Below are 18,214 nucleotides of genomic sequence, written 5' to 3' on the forward strand. Positions count from 1 at the left end.
TAAAACGACGAAGAAGGTTCCTAGACCGACGAACTTCTGATAGGTATGCCTCATGGGGAATCTTCTACCTGATCGCCATCCCAACAGGGACTTCTTCATCCTCGACGTCTCCGACGCCGCGCCGAAAGATGATATGGCATCCATGGAGCACCCGGTTTTTTCCTTGTCGGTCAAACCCGACATGCGGGAACTCGACTACACGCACGATGGCAAACGGGTCGTGATCGTGCCGAGCGGCAAGGGGCTCGCCACGATAATGGACAAGGACATCCTGCTCTACTGTATCAGCAAGCTGGTGCATCAGATGAATGCTGGCGAGCCGATCAGTCAGTGGGTCGAGCTGTCGGCCCATGAAGCGATGATCGCTACCAACTGGCGTACCAATCGCGAGAGCTACCAGCGTTTCGAGGATGCTCTCGATCGGCTGCGTGGAACGACGATCAAGACGAACATCAAGACGAACGATCACGTGCAGGTGCGCGGGTTTGGTCTGATCGATGCCTACGAGATCAATCGCAAAGACGGCTCCGGTGAGGAAGATCCGTTCGGGCGCATGGCCAAGGTTCGGATCAAGGTCTCGGACTGGACCTTCCGGGCGGTGCAGGGGATGGAAGTTCTGACCATCAATCCGAAGTATTTCAGGCTTCGTCGCCCGCTGGAGCGGCGAATATACGAGCTGGCTCGAAAGCACGTCGGAGATCAGACACGGCCCTTCCGGATCGGCCTGGATAAGCTTCAACGCAAGGTCGGGAGCAACTCACCTGCGAAGAAGTTCAAATTCTTCGTAAAGCAAATTGCTCACGACGGTCATCTACCCGACTATGACATTGCGGTGGATGGCGACATGGCAATTTTTACAGCCAAACGTGCCGGCTTCTCAGGCAATCAAAGCCTTCTCGATCTCGACATGCCGTCTGTCCCCTCCCCTGCCCTTCTGGCAAAAGCCAGAAAGGCAGCTCCCGGCCTGGACATTTACGCGCTCTACAGCGATTGGCAGGACTTCACGGCAAGACAAACGGAACCGCCGAGAAACCTTGATGCCGCGTTCCTCGGTTTCTGCAAGAAACGGTTCCAAGGACGCGCTTGATCGACTTTCACATATGAAGGTGTGCACACGATCACACCTTCATACCGTCAAGCTATTGCGGCTCTTTCGGACGGCTCGCGATCATCGGCTTGCGGCGACTTTGGAATATCATGTCGATCGCCTCTGCCAGTAGCGCCTGGACCGAACTATCTTCGGCTAACGCGATCTCCCGGAGCTGCTTGGAAACTGCGGGGTCGAAGTACCCCCCGACGTGCTTGGTTGACTTTCGCGACGGCCTTGCATGAGGTGATGGCTTCGCTTCATCGGAGAGTGCTTCTACCGCTTCCAACGCCGGTTGGGACCTCGGCTTGAGCGCGGACGCGAACTTGTTGCTCATGCGACGTTACCTTCCAGCTCACGTGTGGGGATGTGCAGGTGTTCACACATGAACGCGTGCAGTTGTGATGCTTCCTGGGCAGCCTTGCCTTCTGGCTCGAACTCTTCCGCCGACTGGCCGCTGATCAGAGCGCGCGAAAACGCGACCCGCTGGCGCAGTTGGACCGGACAAATTCCGACCCCAAGCTCTGCGATAGCTTCGGCGGCTTCAGTTGCCTCGCTGCCTTGCGGTGCGACGGCATTCATCACCACGAAGATCGGCTTTCCTGTCGTCTTTACCAGATTGAGCGTGTTGCTGATGGCCTCGATATCCAGGATCGCGGGGCGGCAAGGCACGAGTATCAAGTCAGCGGTCTTTGCAGCTTCCAGGGCCGCACTGTCCGAGTGAGGAGCGGTGTCGATGATGAGCAAATCGCCTTCCATGTCCCTTACGCGGCCGATCTCATGGTTGAGCCGGCTGGCATGGGCCGACAACACAACGGGAACCTCCGCGACGCGCCGGTCGCTCCAGTTCGCCGCCGAGGCTTGGGGGTCGAGATCGATGATTGCGGTATTGCGGCCCTGCAGGGCCGATGACGTCGCCAGATGGAGGGCGAGGGTGGTTTTGCCCGCTCCGCCTTTCTGACTGATGATTGCAACGGTTTTCATGACTGCTCCTTTGTGTGCGCGGTTTCACGTCTTCACGTGTGCACACTATCACGCGCGAACGTGTCAGCGTCCTCACATGTGCAAGTGTTCGGAACAATCTTGTCCGATGTGCCAATGCTGCGACAGTCGTTGAGCCCCGATTTTAAACCTGATCGAGACTCGTTCTTGAACTATACGCCAATGACCTATATGTCATTAGCCAACAAAAGGCGGGATGATGACCAAGCTCCAGACTGTCGCGGAGATGCCCGAGTTCCAACGGCGGGCGAAGGCCATCATGTCCGACGAGGAGCGCGAGGCGGCGATTCAGTTCATTGCCGCGAACCCGGAAGCGGGTCTTTCGCTGGGAGGCGGCCTTCGCAAGGTCCGAATCCCCCGCGACGGGGGCGGCAAGAGCGGCGGGTTCAGGACGATCTACGTCTTCGGCGGACGACACATGCCGATCTTTCTCGTGACGGTCTTCGCCAAGAACGAGAAGGACAATTTGACCAAGGCAGAACAGGCGGCGGCCGTCGAGCTCAGCAAGCGGATCATAACCATGTATGGAGAGACGCGATGAATGCAAATGACAGTATCACTAAGGGTCTCGAAGAGGCTCTGGCCTTTGCCGAAGGGCAGAAGGGCAGGGCGCGCGTGCACCAAGTCGCGGTTCCGGAGGTGGATGTCGCGAAAATTCGCGAGGAGACCGGCCTGTCCCAGGCTCAGTTCGCGCGCAGTATCGGCGTGGCCAAGGGTACGCTTCTGAACTGGGAACACGGCCGTCGCCAGCCGACCGGTCCGGCTCAGGTACTGCTGGCGCTGATCGCCAAGGATCCGGGTGTCGTGCAAACCCTGCTGCGATAGCAGCTAGGACGCGGCACGGGTGCGGTTGAGGTCGAGCAGCCGGGCGAGGGCGTCGTCTTCGGAAATATCGGCAGGCCACCCGTAGGCTGCGGCGACGGAGGCATCGAGGCGCGCGTGCAGGCCGTCCAGCCAGGCGGGACGCTTGTTGTAGAGATTGGTGAGCGTGCGCCTCTTCAGTTCCCTCGCCGCCGCATCGTCCACCGGCAGGATGCGGTCGGGATAGCCCGCGACCACCTCGGGTTCGCGACGGACGAGATCGGGCGGGTTCAGCCATGCCTCGCGCTTTTCGTTCAGGTCGCGCGCGGCGTCGGCGATGGCCTGCGCGCGGGGATCGCCTGCGTAGTCGGCGGCGGGGATGTCCGGGGTGAGGCCCTCGGGGAAGGGGAAGGTCTTGACCTGCCACGGGATTTTTCCTCCACCGTCGATTAGAGTCCGGCCCAACTTGAGGACGGACCATGAAGCGAACGAGATTCACGGACGAACAGATCATCGGCATTTTGGCCGAGCACGAGGCAGGCGCGAAGTGCGCTGACCTGTGCCGCAAGCACGGCATGTCGGAAGGCACCTTCTATAACTGGAAAGCCAAATTCGGCGGCATGACTGTGTCGGAGGCGAAGCGGCTGAAGACGCTTGAGGATGAGAACGCCAGGCTAAAGAAGTTGCTGGCCGAGCAAATGCTCGATCTGGCCGCGATGAAGGAACTGGTCTCAAAAAAGTGGTGACGCCTGCCGTTAAGCGCGAGGCGGTCGCGCATCTGAAGGCCTTTTTCGGGCTATCCGAACGGCGGGCGTGTCGGATTGTCGCTGCGGATCGCAAGATGGTCCGCTATCGAACGCAGCGTGCGCCTGACACGGTGCTGCGTGGACGGCTGCGAGAACTGGCGAACGAGCGTCGACGGTTCGGTTATCGGCGGCTCTTCGTGCTTCTGAGGCGCGAGGGCGAGCCTTCCGGGATCAACCGGATCTATCGGCTCTACCGCGAGGAAGGGCTGACGGTGCGCAAACGCAAAGCACGCCGCAAGGCTGTCGGGACACGGGCACCGATCTTGGTCCAGGCGCGGCCCAATGCCCGTTGGTCATTGGATTTCGTTCATGACCAATTCGCCAATGGCCAGCGCTTCCGGGTTCTTAACGTGGACGACGACGTCACCCGTGAATGTCTCGCGGCAATACCGGACACCTCGATGTCGGGGCGCCGCGTGGCACGTGAACTGACGGCCCTGATCGAACGCCGTGGCAAGCCCGGAATGATTGTCAGCGACAACGGCACGGAACTGACCTCCAACGCCATCCTGCGGTGGTGTTCCGAGCACCGGATTGAATGGCACTACATCGCGCCAGGCAAGCCGCAGCAGAACGGGTTTGTGGAGAGTTTCATGTATAGACGGCCCCGCAGGCGCAAGTGTTTTGAACGTGATCTTCATTGGCCGGTGCGTTCATGTATTCGGCCTGTTCGTGCAGCCTATACATGACTGCTGGCCCTGATGGTGTCCGCGGATCGAGGCCTCATCAACGGGACGCGCTCAGGCGCGCTTAAAGCTCTTCGGGCTTTCTCGATCCTCAGCTCTGCCGATTTGCCATCACGCTGTTATTGCACTTGTGCCATCTCATTGTTCCTTAGCTTGTTGATCCTTCACGGGTGAGCGGTCCGGAACACCTCTCCAGTGGAGAGCATTGCCCATATCGTCCGCGCCAGCTTGTTTGCGACCGCGACAGCAACGACCATGGGTCGGCGCCGTTCCAGCAAAGCCTCGATCCATGGGCCATCGACGCGGGAACGGGCCTTTGGATACCGGACCACAGTGCGCGCTCCCAGGACCAGTAGATGGCGAAGATACCGATCCCCTTGTTTGGTGATGCCACCAAGCCTGTGCTTGCCCCCCGACGAGTTCTGTCGCGGCGTCAGTCCAAGCCAGGCAGCAAACTCCCGCCCTGACCGAAACGCCGACGGATCGGGGATGCTCGCTGCAAAGGCTGTTGCGGTAATCGGCCCGATCCCCGGTATGGTCGCAAGCAAGCGACAGATGGAGTTGGTTTTGTGGATCTCCGCCAACCGGTCGTCGATGCCGTCGATCTGCCGGTTCAGCGCATCCAGTTGCCGGACGAGGGCATCCAAAGCGAAGCATGCATCTTCCGGAAGGTCCTCTCGTATCTCGTCCAGCTTCGCGACGAGGGCATCGACCCGGTGCCTACCCTGTGCGACGATAACTCCATACTCGGCCAAATGCGCCCGGAATGCACAAGCTGCCATCGTTCTCTGACGGACCAAAAGCCCTCGGGCTCTATGCAGCATCAGAAATGCCTGATCCTCGCGCGATTTGATCGGGACAAAGCGCATGTTGGGACGGGTCACCGCTTCACAAATGGCGGCCGCATCAGTGGCGTCGTTCTTCGCGCCCCGTCGCACGAAGGGTTTTACGTAACCTGGAGGAATGAGACGAACGTCATGGCCGATCCTCTGCAACTGTCGAGCCCAGTTGTGGGCAGTTGCACACGCCTCGATGCCAATCAGGCAAGGGGGTAGTGACTCGAAGAAGGGTAAGAGCTCACGACGCGAAAGCCTCTTGCTGTCGAGCGTCCTGCCGGACGCGTCGGCGACATGGACGTGAAATACGTTCTTGGCCAGATCAAGGCCCACGGTGGCTGGGTTCATGGAAATGCTCCTTCTGCAAAGTAGGACCAGTATAAGGTCCCATCTCAGGAGCGGGGCCGTCTTCCCCATCAACGGCAGGATGCGGGACGAGTTTCTGAACGAGACCCTGTTCCGCAACATCGCCCATGCCCGTGACCTGATCGCTGCCTGGGTCACCGATTACAACACCGAAAGGCCTCACTCGGCCTTGGGATACCAGACCCCCGTGGGCTTCGCCGCGAACCTGACCACCGCAATCGCCCGCCCCGCTGCGCGAGATGAAAGCTCCGCGCGTCGGGCGATTGCTCAACCTGCGCCAATCGGCATAAACAATAACCGGGCTCCGGTCGCGGCTGGATGAAAGTTCAGTGGCAGGTCATACCGAACAAATGTGATGGCAAAAGTTGTTTCAGAAAATTCTCAACAAGATCAATCGTGCGGATTGGATCGCGTCAGAACGAAGAGCGTCGCCGCAGCAAGGATCAATGTCTGAAGCGCGAGTATCGCTGAGGATATTCCTGCAACCAGACTGAGGGTGAGAATCATCAGCATGGAAGCGCAGGCCAGCACCTTGCAGTGCGGTGCGATTGCCCTCTGCGCCTCCCAATCGCGTAGAGGTTTTCCGACACGGGAATGATCCAAGAGGCGTTGCCGCAATGTCGGCGATCCCTTTCCGAAGGCCCAGGCAGCAGCGATGAGAAATGGTGTGGTTGGCAAGAGAGGGAGCAGGATTCCGATCGTCCCGAGACCGAGGAAGATGGCGCCCAACGCCACCCATATCTTTTGTGTCGCATGTTTTGCGAAGATGCTTGGCCCGGTCATGTCGAACCGAGTTTCGGTGGCGTCGCAGACCGACCGTAGCCGTCGCGCTTGTCCACGACGTTGCCATGGATCGACACGGCGATACGTTTGGCACGATCGATCACATGTGCCGCACCCTCGGGGGAACAGGTCTCGCAGGCAGTCTTTGAAAACAGATCGAGCCAACGGTCGAAATGCGCCTGTTCGACCGGTAAACCAAGGTGCGCCTGCATGGGAGAGCCGTGGTAGCGGCCGGTCATCAGCGCGACCGAAGACCAGAAATCGACCATGCGGGCGAGATGTGGCTCCCAGTCCGAAATCCGTTCAGCGAAGATCGGTCCCAGCAATGCGTCGCGCCTGATCCGGTCATAGAAACCGTGAACGAGCCGGGTCAGCACGGCGTCGTTCAACCCTGTCCGTTTGATCAGAGCCGATGTCATCTCTGGCCTGAGCGTGACCGTTTCCCTGGGCGTTAAATCCGTCTTGGGCATGATGCTCTCACTTGAATAGGTATTCTGAATACTGTTTTATTCGGTCGACAGACCGACGTAAACCCTGCGAGATGATCAGATGCGCCTGACCGCCTTCACTGATTTCGGCTTCCGCGCCCTGATGCGGATCGCGAGCGAGCCGGAACGTGCGTTTTCCACCGCCGAGATCGCCGACGAGTTCGGCATATCCCGCCATCACCTGACCAAGACCATGGCCGCCCTGGCCAATGCGGGTTTTCTGAAGACGCGGCGCGGGGCCGGTGGGGGCGCGATGCTCGCCCGCCCGGCGATAGAGATAGGGCTGGGCGAAGTCGTGCGCGTGCTGGAGCGCGATCAGCCGCTTGTGGAGTGTTTTCGCGTCGATGGTGGAGCATGCGTGATCACGCCGGAGTGTCGGCTCAAGACATACCTTTCCCAAGCCGAGACCGCGTTTCTGGCCCAACTCGACACCTACACTCTTGCGGATTGTACGCTGGCTCCGCGTGAACGCCCCCCTGAGGATGCGCTGCCGTGAAGCTGACGGTCAATCGCTCCGGTGTGGAAGTCTCCGCGGACGACCTTGCTCCTCTCCTCGAACTGGACCCGGCGGAGTTGCGCCCCCGGATGCGCAACGGTGCCGTCACCAGTCTCTACGAGATCGGCTAGGATGAGGACGCGGGCCGGTTCCGAGTTACCTTTCGATCCGTCGACTGGCGGGTCCGATTGACATGCGCGAGCGATGGAACCGTCCTGAAACGACTGCGCAGTCGGCGGAGCGGATGATGACATCGGGAACCGCGGCAAGGATGCGTGAGTGGGCCGGGCCTGCCCTGCTCGGATTCGGATTTCGGCCATTCTTCCTGTTCGGCTGTCTCTGGTCAGCCGGTGCCATGGCGGTCTGGATCGCCGTGCTTTCGGGGCTTCTTGTTCTGCCAAGCCGTTTCGACCCGGTCGCATGGCACGCCCATGCTTTCCTGTTCGGATATCTCGGGGCCGTCATCGGCGGTTTCCTCCTGACGGCGGTGCCGAACTGGACCGGCCGTCTTCCGGTCACGGGTTGGGGCCTCGGCCTGCTCGTTCTTTCGTGGGGAGCCGGTCGTGTGGCCGTCACTGTCTCGTCGGGTCTCGACCCCTTGCTAGTGGCGATGGTCGATCTCGCCTTTCCGGTGGCACTCGGCGCGGTTCTTCTGCGGGAAATCTTGGCGGGGCGGAACTGGCGCAATCTTCCGGTTCTCGGTTTGCTGGTGGTCTTTTCAGGCGCGAACCTCTTGTTTCACATCGAAGCGGGCAACGGTGTCGGCACGCGGTTGGGCCTAGCGACGGCGATAATGATGATCTCGCTGATCGGAGGCCGGATCGTTCCCCGCTTCACCCGTAACTGGCTGGTGAAGCGGAACGACCCCCACCGGCCCGTGCCGCCGATGCAGGGCCTCGACAAGGCCGCGCTTGCCCTGACCGGGCTCGGGCTGATGCTGTGGACGGCATTGCCGGAGAACGCGGCAAGCGGCGGATTGCTGATCGTCATGGGCTGTGTGCATGCTGTCAGGCTAGCGCGCTGGCAGGGACATCGGACGCTGGCGGAACCGCTGCTTTGGGTGCTGCACGCGGGGTATGCCTTCGTGCCGCTCGGCGCACTGACCATGGGAGCCGCGATTCTCTCGCCGGATCGGGTTCCGATCGCCGCTGCCCAGCATCTCTGGATGGCAGGTGCGATCGGTTTGATGACAATCGCCGTCATGACGCGTGCCACGCTTGGCCATACCGGGCGTCCGCTGCATGCCGGTCCGGCGACGCTGGGTCTCTATCTTGCGACCGTTCTTGCGGTCCCGACACGCGGGGCCGTCGTATTCTTGCCCGACGCCTCAAATGTGCTTTACGCGGTGTCGGGTATATGCTGGATCGCCGCCTTCGCCGGTTTCGTCATCGTCTACGGGCCGATGCTCCTGCGACCGAAGCCATGACGGGCTGGACCGAATTCGCCTTCGCGCTCATCGTGTTCTTCGTCAGCCACTCGCAACCGTTGCGCCCGACGGTCCGCGCCCGATTGACAGGGTGGATGGGCCGTGGCGGTTTCACGGTGTCATATTCGATCCTGTCGCTCGCGGCTCTGGTCTGGCTGGTCGGTGCGGCCGGTCGAGCGCCGTATGTAGAGCTTTGGCCGCGTCTTCCCTGGCAGACCCATGTCCCACTGATCGCCATGGCGCTGGCCTGTCTCATCGCTGCGTTCGCCGTCGCGCGGCCCAACCCGTTCTCGTTCGGTGGCGGGTCCGAAGGGTTCGACCCCGATCGACCCGGTATCGTGCGCTGGTCGCGGCATCCCTTGCTGGCCGCGATAGCACTCTGGTCGGCCAGTCACATGGTACCGAACGGAGATCTGGCGCATGTGCTGCTCTTCGGTATCTTCGCCGGGTTTGCCGCTTTGGGAATGCGTATCGTGGACCGGCGCAAGCGACGCCTGCTGGGCGGGGCGCGATGGAAGGCCATGTGGCAAGCCGTGACATCCAGCCCGGTCATTCCGCAGCCCGTTTCGGTGGCGGGCATGGCCACAAGAGCCCTGGCGGCGATTGCAGCATATGTCGCGCTGCTGGCGCTTCACCCTCTCGTGATCGGCGTATCGCCGCTACCGTAACCGACCGGGTCCTTAACGTCAGGTTCCGGGTCCAATGTCGAGGACGAGGCGCATTCCCAGATGCGGCGGCGGTGCGCCGACGGCACAGCCGCCCCGCGCCGGATCGCGGACGAGAAACGGAATGATGGCGTCGTGCAGGCCAGCGGCGAAATAGGCGGGGCAGCGCGTTGCGTCGGCGCCAGGGGCACAGTCCGCTGTCCATTCCCAGACGTTGTTGCCAAGATCGAGTATTCCGTCCCGCGACGCGGGTCCCGTTCCCGCGGGCTGCAGTCTCCGGGGAACCTCCTGTTCCGTCAAATAATCCGAAGCCCAGGCCAGTTCAGGAGCGTCAAATAACGGCTCGGGTGGTTTCGGCAAGGCATCCCGCGCCACGTTGCGCCATTCGCTGATGGTCGGAAGCCGCAGGTCATGGCCGGTTTCCTCAGAAAGCCACGCGGCAAATGTCATGGCATCGCCCCATGAAAGACCTGTCGCCGGGTAGTCATTATCCTCTCCACCTTCGGGTGCCGTAAGCGAAAACGGACAGGCACCGTCCATGTGGCAGCGATTCCAGAGCGCGATACTCACTTCCCGCTCCTGAACACGGAGAACCCGTCGGTCATCAAGCACGACGAAATGGAATGTCGGCAGCGCCACGTCACCACTGCGATCGAAGGACGCAAAGACCATCACCCCCGCCACCAGGGCGGCAATTCCCCCAAGAGCGAGGGTGACGACTTTCATGATCCGCTTTCCGTCAGGTCTCGATGGCGCGGGGCGGGACGACCTGTTCCATCAGGTCGTTGTTCCATTCGCCGTCCACGACAAAATGCGCCGTGGCTCCCAGAAGCGCCGCTTCGATCAGGTTGTGGTTGACGTAGGCGTAAATGCCCGGCTGCTCGAACGTGTACATCGCAGCCATGGCCGAACCTCCGCGGCAGAACCACGTCTCAAGCCCGGTCAGAGGCGCGTCGCTGAACGATCCGGTTTCCCAGACGTATTCGCCATGACCACCGATCAGGTGCGGACGGCTGTCGCGGTTGCATTGGTTGTGGATCATCAGCACCGTCTTGCCGACCTCCGACCGGATCGCGCCGCGCCCCGTCAGCGCGCCTACCACCCCGTTGAAGACCGAATGTGTCGGTGTCAGGGACCGCATCGCGTCCAGACTGTCGGCGTAGTCTTCACCGGCGGTCGCATACTGGATGAAATCGCCATTGGCATCCTTCGGCAGGTAGTAGTCCTGCTCTCCGATATAGGCGATCTGATCGTACCGCAGCGGGTTGCCCATTCCATCTTTCAGCCCGTCACGCGGCAGCACCATGATCGCGCCGTTCATGCCATGACAGACGTGATACGGGATCATCGCGCCGCCCGGCGCACAGTGATAGGTAAAGCAGCCCGGCTTTGTAGCCTTCCAGCGCAGCACCGTTTCCTCGCCCGGATAGACATGGGTCAACGCGCCGCCGCCCAAGGCTCCGGTTGAGGCATGAAAGTCGATGTTGTGCTCCATCATGCTGCTTGCAGGATTTTTCAGCGTCAGTTCGACGTAGTCGCCCTCATGCACAACGATCAGCGGCCCGGGAACCGAGCCGTTGTAGGTCAACGCCCAGATGCTGGCACCGGTGTCCTCGTCCACGACCATCAGACGCTCGCGCACGGTCATTTCGATCTCGACGATCTTCGGGGGGCCGTTGGCCACCTGCTCGTGCTCGGGTGCATTGGGTGACTGGACGAGACGTTGACGCACCCGTTCGAGACCGGACAAGTCCGCGGGTTCGGCGCGTTCGATCGCATCGGCCTGTGCCAGAACCACGTTTGCATCGGGGGTCGGCCTGCGGGGCAGCGGCGCGCGGGCGCGTGCGGCATCTGGCATACCACCGGCCAAAGCCGCCGCACCGACGAATGCGGCTCCTCCAAGCAGACCCCGGCGCGTCGTATTCGGACCGTACTCGGCTTGCGGGTTACGTTCCGGCATTTCATGCAATTCCCGTTCGTTTCTCATCGTGGCCTCCTTCGGGCTGATGAATAAAAAAGGTGCCCCGGCCAGTGCGGGCCGAGGTCAAGTGTCACGTCTAGAGACCGAGTTCCTCGATCTGCGCGACAAAGCGTTCCATCGCGTTGGGAGGGATACGACCGGCCAGATACTCATCGGGAACTTCCGTCACCTCGCCGACGGCAATGGTCATCACCATGCCCATTGCATAGTGCGGGGCACATTTGATGCCATAGAGGCCTTCGGTATCGAGCGTGATCTCGATCTCTTCGTTGATGCGCCCCTTGAAGGCGTCGGCCCCCTCCGGCGTCATTTCCAGAATGGCTTCGGCGTTGTGACCCCGGTCCGTGGCCACGAACCTCACGGTGTCGCCGGGCGCGACCTGCAGGAAGGCCGGTTCGAAGACCATCACGTCTCCGTTCTCGCCACGGTTGAGCATCTGGACTTCATGAGTTTCAGCAATGGCACCGGTGGCGACCAGGGCGGCAAGGGCAAAACCGATTATCGTCGTTCTGAACATGACACATCTCCTTGGTGTGTTTGCTATGGACACCACTGTTATGAAGCTGTGCGAGCGACGGTTATTGATGCAGGTCAAATAAATTGGTATTTCATATACTAATTTTAGTGGGCCCTCTCGAAGTTTCGTAATATCGATCTATTATCAACACGATAAGGAGTGACGCATGCGTATGGATATTCACAGTGCCGACGTTCCGGTGCTTTGTCGTGCCTGCGAGGCGCGACATCGCGGAATCTGCGGCGCTCTCGATGCGCAGGAGCTTCTGAAGCTGGGACGCACCAGCAGCAGGCATGAGTACGATGCCGGTACGACCCTTGTGGCCGCGGGAGAATACGCGGGCCATTGCTCGAATATCCTCAGCGGCGTCGTGAAGCTCTCGAAGCTCTTGCCGGACGGCCGTCAGCAGGTTGTCGAGTTGCAGTTTGCGCCGGATTTTCTGGGCCGACCCTTCGGCGAGGAAAGCGATGTTCTCGTCGAGGCGGCGACGGATGTGCGGCTCTGTTCCTTCCCGCGGGACACGCTTGAGAAGATGATGGCGGGCTCCCCCGCGCTTGAGAACCGGATGCATCGCCAGGCTCTGCGACAGCTCGATGAAGCACGTGACTGGATGATGACGCTCGGCCGCAAGAGCGCGGCCGAGAAGGTGGCATCGTTCCTGCTGATGCTTTCACGGCACATGCGACCGCATGTCAAAGGGTGCTCCACGGCCTTCGACCTGCCGCTGGGCCGCTCCGACATCGCCGATTTCCTCGGACTCACCGTGGAAACCGTCAGTCGTCAGCTCACGAAGCTACGTAAGGACGGCATTATCGAGATAGAGAAAGCGCGTCATGTGGACGTCAAGGATCTGGACGGATTGATAGTAGCGGCAGCGAACTGAGGTCACCCACTGTCAGGGGTTGCCTGAAGATAGAGTGGTAGAATTACAGTCCGGTCAAACGCTGAATGTCGCAGAAGCGGCTGGAACAACCCACGTATCAGATAACCGAGACCGTCGGCGTCGCTGCGACAATCCGATCGAATGAACCGCATCACAGACTCGGCGACCATGACAGCGTGATCCTCGTCTTCGGCATGTTCTGCTCTGAGACGTGCGACGGTGGGACCAATAGCAACGTTCTGCCTCAGGATTGCGGGAAAAACATGTGCCTCTTCGAGGTCCTGACAGGCACGCAATGTTGGATGAAGCGTGTCCGCCAACTTTTTCGCGGCTAAGGTATCGACCCGATAAGGAAGTTGATCCGCCAGCATTTCCAGATCGAAGCAGACCTGCTCCTGCCTCAGAATCAACAGTTCGTACTCCTGCGGAGAGTCGCTGCATTTCAGGTGGATATGTTCGGTCTTTTGCACCCACGCGCCTCCCGCGCCGAATTAACCTGCGATGTCCGTCAGGCTACTCCATCAATCCTGAAGCGATTTGATCTGGGTCAAGAAATCGGGATGCGGCGACCTTAAGGGTCGAGAAACCAAACCTCGGAATTCCACTTTGCCTTCATCTGCCATTGTCAATTTTGCTGCCGAAGCCGTGACACTGTCTGCCCCGTCCATCAGATGCGGTGGCTGTGTGGCTGCGATCGAACGCGCCCTTGCGGCGCGCACCGATGTAGGCGCGGTGCGCGCCAATCTAACGCTGCGCCGGATCGAAGTGAGACCTGCGTCGGGTTCCGTCGATCTCGGAGGGATACTGGCAGAGCTGGAGCGGATCGGACACCCCGCGACCCCGATCGACGAGGCCGACCTGTCCATCGAAGCGAAGGACGGCACTGCCCAGGCATTGTTGCGCGCGGTGGCGGTGGCGGGGTTCGGCGCGATGAACGTCATGCTGCTGTCCGTTGCGGTCTGGTCCGGGGCGGCCGGAGCGACAAGGGATACCTTTCATCTTATCTCGGCACTGATCTCGGTTCCGATCGTGGTCTATGCGGGGCGCTTCTTCTTCATATCGGCCTGGTCGGCCCTGAAGGGTGGCCGCATGAACATGGATGTCCCGATTGCCCTGGCGATTGCGCTGGCGACGGGTCTGAGCCTTTTCGAGACGTTTCGGGGCGGCGAAGAAGTGTTCTTCGACGCCGCCGTGACGCTGACCTTCTTCCTGCTGATCGGGCGCTATCTCGACCATCGGATGCGTGACAAGGCACGCAGTGCCATGACAGGTCTTGCACGGCTTGCGGTGCGCGAGACCGTCGAAGTCACTTCGTCTGGAAGCTGTCGGGCCGTCGCTGTCGATACGGTCGTTCCGGGTATGGTCCTCAGGATCGCGGTGGGAGATCGCTTTCCGGTCGACACGCGGATCGTCTCCGGCGCCACCGATCTGGATCGGGCCCTGGTGACTGGCGAGTCCAGTCCCGTTTCTGCTCGCGCCGGTGACGAGATCGAGGCCGGAGCGATGAATCTGACCGGACCCGTCGATGCGGTAGCTCTGCGCCCGGTCAGCGAAAGTTTTCTTGCACGCATGATGGCGATGCTGGCCACGGCCGAGGAAGGCCGTGGGCGCTATGTGCGGATTGCCGACCGTGCCGCACGACTCTATGCGCCGCTCGTTCACTTGCTGGCACTGGCGACTTTCGTCGGCTGGGGGCTGGTCACCGGCGACTGGCAGCGCGCAGCCTTCGTCGCGATCAGCGTGCTTATCGTGACCTGTCCCTGTGCGCTGGCGCTTGCCGTGCCGGTGGCCCATGTGGTCGCGGCCGGTCGTTTGATGGCCGAAGGTATCCTGATGAAAGACGGCTCCGCGCTGGAGCGGCTGGCCAAGGCGGATCGAGTTGCGTGGGACAAGACCGGCACGCTGACAACCGGAGCGCCGACGATCAAGGCTCTGCCCGGACTGGACGCCGAAACCGAGACCGCGCTTGCGTCCCTGGCGGGCCGGTCAGTACATCCGGCAGCGCGCGCGATTGCATCCTGCCTCGCAGCGTCCGGTGCAAGCTCGGCAGATATCGCCGAAAGCCCCGGTTTCGGGATCGAGGGGGTGATCGACGGACGGCGGGCGCGGCTCGGCCGGGCGTCCTGGGTTGGCGAAATCGCAGCCGGCATGACCGAAGGCGACGGACCTGCCTTCGCTTTCGAGAATGGCGGAATGCTGCGGTTTCCATTGGCGGAAAGTTTGCGCGAAGGCGCGCTGGAAGCAACGGAAGAACTCGACCGGATGCGCCTGCCGGGCGAAGTCCTGTCGGGCGATGCCGCTGCCGCCGTGGAACGTGTCCAAGGGTTGCTTGGTCTCCGCGATGCAAGGTCGGCGTTGAACCCCGCAGACAAGGTCGCGCGTCTCGCTGCCCTTCGGGACGAGGGGCGACGGGTGCTTATGGTGGGCGACGGTCTGAACGACACTGCAGCACTGGCGGCAGCACATGTGTCCATGTCCCCTGCTTCCGCGTCCGAAGCGGGCCGGGCCGCGGCCGATCTGGTGTTCCTGCGCGACGATCTGCGTGCCGTGCCGCTTGCTGTTGGCATTGCCCGTCGCACCGGGCGCATCGTGCGGCAGAATTTCGGCCTCGCCCTTCTATACAACTGTATCGCGGTGCCGCTAGCGGTCGCGGGCCTCGTCACGCCGCTGATCGCCGCCATCGCCATGTCGGCCTCGTCCGTCGCGGTCGTTGCGAACTCGCTGCGCCTGAACCAGCGCGAAGCCGCGACCGTGACCCCGACCCAGATGTTCCGAGAGGTTCCCGCATGACCATCCTCCACCTTCTGATTCCCGTCACTCTGGCGATGGGCGTTGTCGGCCTCGGTGCCTTCTTCTGGAGCCTCCGCAGCAATCAATACGATGACCTTGCAGGCGATGCGACGCGCATCCTGCATGACGAAGACACGCCGCTTCCCGCGAAAAAGGAGACCGCAAGATGATGACGCGACTGACGGTAGAAGAGCGACAGGGGGCGATGATCATCGCGGCCATTGTCGCACTGGCGGGCTTCGCCATGGCCGCGGTCGGTCGGAGCGATCCGATGGGTGTGCATGGCTGGATTGCATTGATATTCGGCGGAACGCTGTTTTTTGTCGCGGGCAACGCGCTTTACGAGCCCGAACCGACCGAGGATCGCACCGCCAGCTACTACGACGATCCCACCAAGATCGGTATCCTGCTGGCACTGTTCTGGGCGGTCGTGGGGATGGGGATGGGCGTCTGGGTGGCGGCGCAGCTGGCCTGGCCCGACCTGCGCTTCGATGCGGCCTGGTCCAGTTTCGGGCGCATCCGGCCCGTCCATACGTCGGGCGTGATCTTCGGGTTCGGCGGCAACGCGCTGATCGCCACGTCTTTCCACATCATGCAACGCACCAGCCGCGCGCGGCTGGCGGGGCATGTATCCCCGTGGTTCGTGCTGCTGGGGTTCAACCTGTTCTGCATCATCGCGGCATCCGGCTACCTGATGGGTGTAACTCAATCCAAGGAATACGCCGAGCCCGAGTGGTATGCCGACATCTGGCTGGTGATCGTCTGGGTGGTCTATTTCATCCTTTACATCCGCACGCTCGCGCGCCGGAACGAGCGGCATATCTACGTGTCCAACTGGTATTACCTCGCCTTCATCCTCGTGGTCGCGGTGCTGCATATCGTCAACAACCTCGCCATCCCCGCCAGCTTCGGCGCGGCCAAGAGCTACTCGGCCTTCTCGGGTGTGCAGGATGCGATGACGCAGTGGTGGTACGGGCATAACGCGGTCGCGTTCTTCCTGACCTCGGGCTTTCTGGGCATGCTCTACTACTTCCTGCCCAAGCGGGCCGAGCGGCCGATCTATTCCTACCGCCTGTCGATCCTCAGCTTCTGGGGGATCACCTTCTTCTACATCTGGGCGGGCTCGCACCACCTGCACTACACGGCGCTGCCGATGTGGGTGCAGACGCTGGGCATGACCTTCTCGGTGATGCTGCTGGTGCCCTCCTGGGCCAGTGCCGGCAACGCGCTGATGACGCTGAACGGGGCGTGGCACAAGGTGCGCGACGACGCGACCTTGCGCTTCATGATGGTCGCGGCCGTATTCTACGGCCTCTCGACTTTCGAGGGCTCGTTCATGGCCGTGCGCGCGGTCAACTCGCTTTCGCATTACACCGACTGGACCGTCGGACACGTCCACGCGGGTGCCATGGGTTGGGTCGCACTGATCTCTTTCGGATCGATCTACGCGGTCGTACCGGTGCTCTGGCGAAAGGAGACGATGTACAGCTGGAAGCTGGTTGAATGGCACTTCTGGCTCGCCCTCTCGGGGACCGTCGTCTACGTCTTCGCGATGTGGAACAGCGGCATCACCCAGGGGCTGATGTGGCGCACCTACACCGAGAGCGGGACGCTCGCCTATTCCTTCACCGACACACTGGTCGCGATGCACCCCTACTACATCGCCCGCACCATCGGCGGGGCGATGTTCCTCGCAGGGGCGGTGATCGGGGCGTTCAATGTCGTGATGACGATCCGCAATGTCAGCACCGAGACACCGCAACTCGACTATCCGACCGGATCGGAATCGAACGAACCGGCCGTTCCGGCGGCGGAGTAGACCCATGTTCAAGACACTGCTCAAACCCTTCGCCCGCTTCTTCGAGTTTCACGCAAGAACGCATTACCGCGCCGAGCGTCATTCGATGGGCCTGACGGCCGGTATCATCCTTGCCGCCGGGGTCGGCGGCTTCATCGAGATCGCGCCGCTCTTCACCATCGACGACACGGTCGAGGCCGACCCGGACATGCGGCTTTACACACCGCTCGAACAGGCGGGGCGCGACATCTATATCCGCGAGGGCTGCTATGCCTGCCACAGCCAGATGATCCGCACGCTTCAGGACGAGGTGGATCGCTACGGCCCCTACTCGCTGGCGGTCGAAAGCCAGTACGATCACCCGATGCTCTGGGGGTCGAAGCGCACCGGTCCCGATCTGGCTCGCGTGGGCGAGAGGTATTCGGACGATTGGCAGGTGCGCCACCTCGTCGATCCACGCGCGCTGGTGCCGGAATCGGTGATGCCGCAATATGCGTTCCTGCTCGACACACCGCTCGAAACCGACAGCCTGCCCGATCGTCTTGCCGCCCTGCGGGCCGTAGGCGTGCCCTATACCGACGAACAGATCGCGAATGCCGAAACCGATGCGCTTGGCCAGGCGCTGCCCGACACCGACCGTGCCGACGGCGTTTTCGACCGCTACGGAGAAGAAACGAACGTGCGGACCTTCGACGGTCGTCGTGACCGGCTGACCGAAATGGATGCGCTAGTTGCGTATCTGCAAATCCTCGGTGGCCTGACGGACCTGCCCGCCGAAACGCAACCGCTACGAGGGGAGTGAC

Annotated in this window: 20 protein-coding genes and 4 pseudogenes; 14 read left to right on the plus strand and 10 right to left on the minus strand. The window is 61.5% G+C overall.

Annotated features, from left to right (window positions below):
- The first annotated feature begins 52 nt into the window (after positions 1–52).
- Positions 53–1,087 (plus strand): replication initiator protein A, encoded by a 1,035-nt coding sequence (locus PAF18_RS16970; RefSeq protein ID WP_271118333.1) that lies wholly within the window; start codon positions 53–55, stop codon positions 1,085–1,087.
- Between the two features lie 52 nt (positions 1,088–1,139).
- Here the strand turns inward: PAF18_RS16970 and PAF18_RS16975 are convergent, their stop codons facing one another.
- Together PAF18_RS16975 and PAF18_RS16980 are read right to left on the minus strand one after the other, a co-directional pair.
- Entirely contained in the window at positions 1,140–1,424 is a 285-nt protein-coding gene (locus tag PAF18_RS16975; RefSeq protein ID WP_271118334.1) for a ribbon-helix-helix domain-containing protein, read from the minus strand.
- Positions 1,421–2,071, minus strand: a complete 651-nt coding sequence (locus PAF18_RS16980; RefSeq protein ID WP_271118335.1) for a nucleotide-binding protein — start codon at positions 2,069–2,071, stop codon at positions 1,421–1,423. Before PAF18_RS16980 ends, PAF18_RS16975 begins: the two co-directional genes overlap by 4 nt.
- A 217-nt stretch (positions 2,072–2,288) precedes the next feature.
- Here PAF18_RS16980 and PAF18_RS16985 point away from each other — a divergent pair, with 217 nt between their 5' ends.
- Both PAF18_RS16985 and PAF18_RS16990 read left to right on the plus strand, forming a co-directional pair.
- Positions 2,289–2,630, plus strand: coding sequence for a type II toxin-antitoxin system RelE/ParE family toxin (locus PAF18_RS16985; RefSeq protein ID WP_271118336.1), 342 nt, complete (start codon positions 2,289–2,291; stop codon positions 2,628–2,630).
- Positions 2,627–2,914 (plus strand): helix-turn-helix domain-containing protein, encoded by a 288-nt coding sequence (locus PAF18_RS16990; RefSeq protein ID WP_271118337.1) that lies wholly within the window; start codon positions 2,627–2,629, stop codon positions 2,912–2,914. Before PAF18_RS16985 ends, PAF18_RS16990 begins: the two co-directional genes overlap by 4 nt.
- A gap of 3 nt (positions 2,915–2,917) precedes the next feature.
- Here PAF18_RS16990 and PAF18_RS16995 read toward each other — a convergent pair.
- Positions 2,918–3,307: pseudogene (locus tag PAF18_RS16995) on the minus strand (class I SAM-dependent DNA methyltransferase); the annotation flags it as partial.
- A 62-nt stretch (positions 3,308–3,369) separates the two neighbouring features.
- On the opposite strand from PAF18_RS16995, the pseudogene PAF18_RS17000 reads away from it, so the two are divergent.
- Positions 3,370–4,289: pseudogene (locus tag PAF18_RS17000) on the plus strand (IS3 family transposase); the annotation flags it as partial.
- A 257-nt stretch (positions 4,290–4,546) separates the two neighbouring features.
- Here the strand turns inward: PAF18_RS17000 and PAF18_RS17005 are convergent.
- Positions 4,547–5,566, minus strand: a complete 1,020-nt coding sequence (locus PAF18_RS17005; protein WP_271118338.1) for an IS110 family RNA-guided transposase — start codon at positions 5,564–5,566, stop codon at positions 4,547–4,549.
- A 58-nt stretch (positions 5,567–5,624) separates the two neighbouring features.
- On the opposite strand from PAF18_RS17005, the pseudogene PAF18_RS17010 reads away from it, so the two are divergent.
- Positions 5,625–5,906 (plus strand): annotated as a pseudogene (locus tag PAF18_RS17010) (integrase core domain-containing protein); the annotation flags it as partial.
- Positions 5,907–5,974: 68 nt separating this feature from the next.
- On the opposite strand, the gene PAF18_RS17015 reads toward PAF18_RS17010, so the two are convergent.
- Both PAF18_RS17015 and PAF18_RS17020 read right to left on the minus strand, forming a co-directional pair.
- Complete coding sequence (locus PAF18_RS17015; protein WP_271118339.1) at positions 5,975–6,367, minus strand: YbaN family protein; 393 nt, start codon at positions 6,365–6,367, stop codon at positions 5,975–5,977.
- On the minus strand, positions 6,364–6,837 hold the full coding sequence (locus tag PAF18_RS17020; protein ID WP_271118340.1) for a group III truncated hemoglobin: 474 nt from the start codon (positions 6,835–6,837) through the stop codon (positions 6,364–6,366). Before PAF18_RS17020 ends, PAF18_RS17015 begins: the two co-directional genes overlap by 4 nt.
- A gap of 79 nt (positions 6,838–6,916) precedes the next feature.
- Between PAF18_RS17020 and PAF18_RS17025 the strand changes: the two genes are divergently transcribed.
- From PAF18_RS17025 to PAF18_RS17040, 4 genes and pseudogenes are all read left to right on the plus strand, one after another.
- Positions 6,917–7,351, plus strand: a complete 435-nt coding sequence (locus PAF18_RS17025; RefSeq protein ID WP_271118341.1) for an RrF2 family transcriptional regulator — start codon at positions 6,917–6,919, stop codon at positions 7,349–7,351.
- A 23-nt stretch (positions 7,352–7,374) separates the two neighbouring features.
- Positions 7,375–7,599, plus strand: a pseudogene (locus PAF18_RS17030) (DUF6522 family protein).
- Positions 7,599–8,777 (plus strand): NnrS family protein, encoded by a 1,179-nt coding sequence (locus PAF18_RS17035; protein ID WP_271118342.1) that lies wholly within the window; start codon positions 7,599–7,601, stop codon positions 8,775–8,777. Before PAF18_RS17030 ends, PAF18_RS17035 begins: the two are co-directional and overlap by 1 nt.
- Positions 8,774–9,445 carry an NnrU family protein gene (locus tag PAF18_RS17040; protein WP_271118343.1) on the plus strand — a complete coding sequence of 224 codons (672 nt, stop codon included), beginning with the start codon at positions 8,774–8,776 and terminating at the stop codon, positions 9,443–9,445. The genes PAF18_RS17035 and PAF18_RS17040 overlap by 4 nt, the downstream gene beginning before the upstream one ends.
- Before the next feature lie 18 nt (positions 9,446–9,463).
- Here the strand turns inward: PAF18_RS17040 and PAF18_RS17045 are convergent, their stop codons facing one another.
- The 3 genes from PAF18_RS17045 to PAF18_RS17055 all read right to left on the minus strand — a co-directional run bounded on the left by PAF18_RS17045 (position 9,464) and on the right by PAF18_RS17055 (position 11,940).
- A complete protein-coding gene (locus PAF18_RS17045) occupies positions 9,464–10,168 on the minus strand; it encodes a formylglycine-generating enzyme family protein (RefSeq protein WP_271118344.1) in 705 nt (234 codons plus the stop codon).
- A gap of 13 nt (positions 10,169–10,181) precedes the next feature.
- Complete coding sequence (gene nirK, locus PAF18_RS17050; RefSeq protein WP_434802278.1) at positions 10,182–11,429, minus strand: copper-containing nitrite reductase; 1,248 nt, start codon at positions 11,427–11,429, stop codon at positions 10,182–10,184.
- 70 nt (positions 11,430–11,499) lie between these two features.
- Complete coding sequence (locus PAF18_RS17055; RefSeq protein WP_271118345.1) at positions 11,500–11,940, minus strand: pseudoazurin; 441 nt, start codon at positions 11,938–11,940, stop codon at positions 11,500–11,502.
- Positions 11,941–12,106: 166 nt separating this feature from the next.
- Between PAF18_RS17055 and PAF18_RS17060 the strand changes: the two genes are divergently transcribed.
- Complete coding sequence (locus tag PAF18_RS17060; protein WP_271118346.1) at positions 12,107–12,823, plus strand: Crp/Fnr family transcriptional regulator; 717 nt, start codon at positions 12,107–12,109, stop codon at positions 12,821–12,823.
- Between the two features lie 2 nt (positions 12,824–12,825).
- Here PAF18_RS17060 and PAF18_RS17065 read toward each other — a convergent pair whose 3' ends face one another.
- Positions 12,826–13,293, minus strand: coding sequence for a hemerythrin domain-containing protein (locus PAF18_RS17065; protein ID WP_271118347.1), 468 nt, complete (start codon positions 13,291–13,293; stop codon positions 12,826–12,828).
- Positions 13,294–13,468: 175 nt separating this feature from the next.
- Here PAF18_RS17065 and PAF18_RS17070 point away from each other — a divergent pair, with 175 nt between their 5' ends.
- The 4 genes from PAF18_RS17070 to ccoO are packed head-to-tail and all read left to right on the plus strand — an operon-like array spanning position 13,469 to position 18,213.
- The gene (locus PAF18_RS17070) at positions 13,469–15,613 is read left to right on the plus strand and encodes a heavy metal translocating P-type ATPase (protein WP_491899801.1); all 2,145 of its coding nucleotides are present in this window, start codon (positions 13,469–13,471) and stop codon (positions 15,611–15,613) included.
- Entirely contained in the window at positions 15,610–15,783 is a 174-nt protein-coding gene (gene ccoS / locus PAF18_RS17075; RefSeq protein ID WP_271118318.1) for a cbb3-type cytochrome oxidase assembly protein CcoS, read from the plus strand. The genes PAF18_RS17070 and ccoS overlap by 4 nt, the downstream gene beginning before the upstream one ends.
- On the plus strand, positions 15,780–17,432 hold the full coding sequence (gene ccoN, locus PAF18_RS17080; protein WP_271118319.1) for a cytochrome-c oxidase, cbb3-type subunit I: 1,653 nt from the start codon (positions 15,780–15,782) through the stop codon (positions 17,430–17,432). The genes ccoS and ccoN overlap by 4 nt, the downstream gene beginning before the upstream one ends.
- A gap of 4 nt (positions 17,433–17,436) precedes the next feature.
- The gene (gene ccoO / locus PAF18_RS17085; protein WP_271118320.1) at positions 17,437–18,213 is read left to right on the plus strand and encodes a cytochrome-c oxidase, cbb3-type subunit II; all 777 of its coding nucleotides are present in this window, start codon (positions 17,437–17,439) and stop codon (positions 18,211–18,213) included.
- Position 18,214: the final 1 nt, after the last annotated feature.

This window comes from Paracoccus sediminicola (assembly GCF_027912835.1).
Lineage (GTDB): Bacteria > Pseudomonadota > Alphaproteobacteria > Rhodobacterales > Rhodobacteraceae > Paracoccus > Paracoccus sediminicola.

Coding starts and splice junctions, on each gene's coding strand:
- PAF18_RS16970 (WP_271118333.1), top strand. CDS start 53: ATGGGGAATCTTCTACCTGATCGCCATCCCAACAGGGACTTCTTCATC.
- PAF18_RS16975 (WP_271118334.1), bottom strand. CDS start 1,424: ATGAGCAACAAGTTCGCGTCCGCGCTCAAGCCGAGGTCCCAACCGGCG.
- PAF18_RS16980 (WP_271118335.1), bottom strand. CDS start 2,071: ATGAAAACCGTTGCAATCATCAGTCAGAAAGGCGGAGCGGGCAAAACC.
- PAF18_RS16985 (WP_271118336.1), top strand. CDS start 2,289: ATGACCAAGCTCCAGACTGTCGCGGAGATGCCCGAGTTCCAACGGCGG.
- PAF18_RS16990 (WP_271118337.1), top strand. CDS start 2,627: ATGAATGCAAATGACAGTATCACTAAGGGTCTCGAAGAGGCTCTGGCC.
- PAF18_RS17005 (WP_271118338.1), bottom strand. CDS start 5,566: ATGAACCCAGCCACCGTGGGCCTTGATCTGGCCAAGAACGTATTTCAC.
- PAF18_RS17015 (WP_271118339.1), bottom strand. CDS start 6,367: ATGACCGGGCCAAGCATCTTCGCAAAACATGCGACACAAAAGATATGG.
- PAF18_RS17020 (WP_271118340.1), bottom strand. CDS start 6,837: ATGCCCAAGACGGATTTAACGCCCAGGGAAACGGTCACGCTCAGGCCA.
- PAF18_RS17025 (WP_271118341.1), top strand. CDS start 6,917: ATGCGCCTGACCGCCTTCACTGATTTCGGCTTCCGCGCCCTGATGCGG.
- PAF18_RS17035 (WP_271118342.1), top strand. CDS start 7,599: ATGACATCGGGAACCGCGGCAAGGATGCGTGAGTGGGCCGGGCCTGCC.
- PAF18_RS17040 (WP_271118343.1), top strand. CDS start 8,774: ATGACGGGCTGGACCGAATTCGCCTTCGCGCTCATCGTGTTCTTCGTC.
- PAF18_RS17045 (WP_271118344.1), bottom strand. CDS start 10,168: ATGAAAGTCGTCACCCTCGCTCTTGGGGGAATTGCCGCCCTGGTGGCG.
- nirK (WP_434802278.1), bottom strand. CDS start 11,429: ATGAGAAACGAACGGGAATTGCATGAAATGCCGGAACGTAACCCGCAA.
- PAF18_RS17055 (WP_271118345.1), bottom strand. CDS start 11,940: ATGTTCAGAACGACGATAATCGGTTTTGCCCTTGCCGCCCTGGTCGCC.
- PAF18_RS17060 (WP_271118346.1), top strand. CDS start 12,107: ATGCGTATGGATATTCACAGTGCCGACGTTCCGGTGCTTTGTCGTGCC.
- ccoS (WP_271118318.1), top strand. CDS start 15,610: ATGACCATCCTCCACCTTCTGATTCCCGTCACTCTGGCGATGGGCGTT.
- ccoN (WP_271118319.1), top strand. CDS start 15,780: ATGATGACGCGACTGACGGTAGAAGAGCGACAGGGGGCGATGATCATC.
- ccoO (WP_271118320.1), top strand. CDS start 17,437: ATGTTCAAGACACTGCTCAAACCCTTCGCCCGCTTCTTCGAGTTTCAC.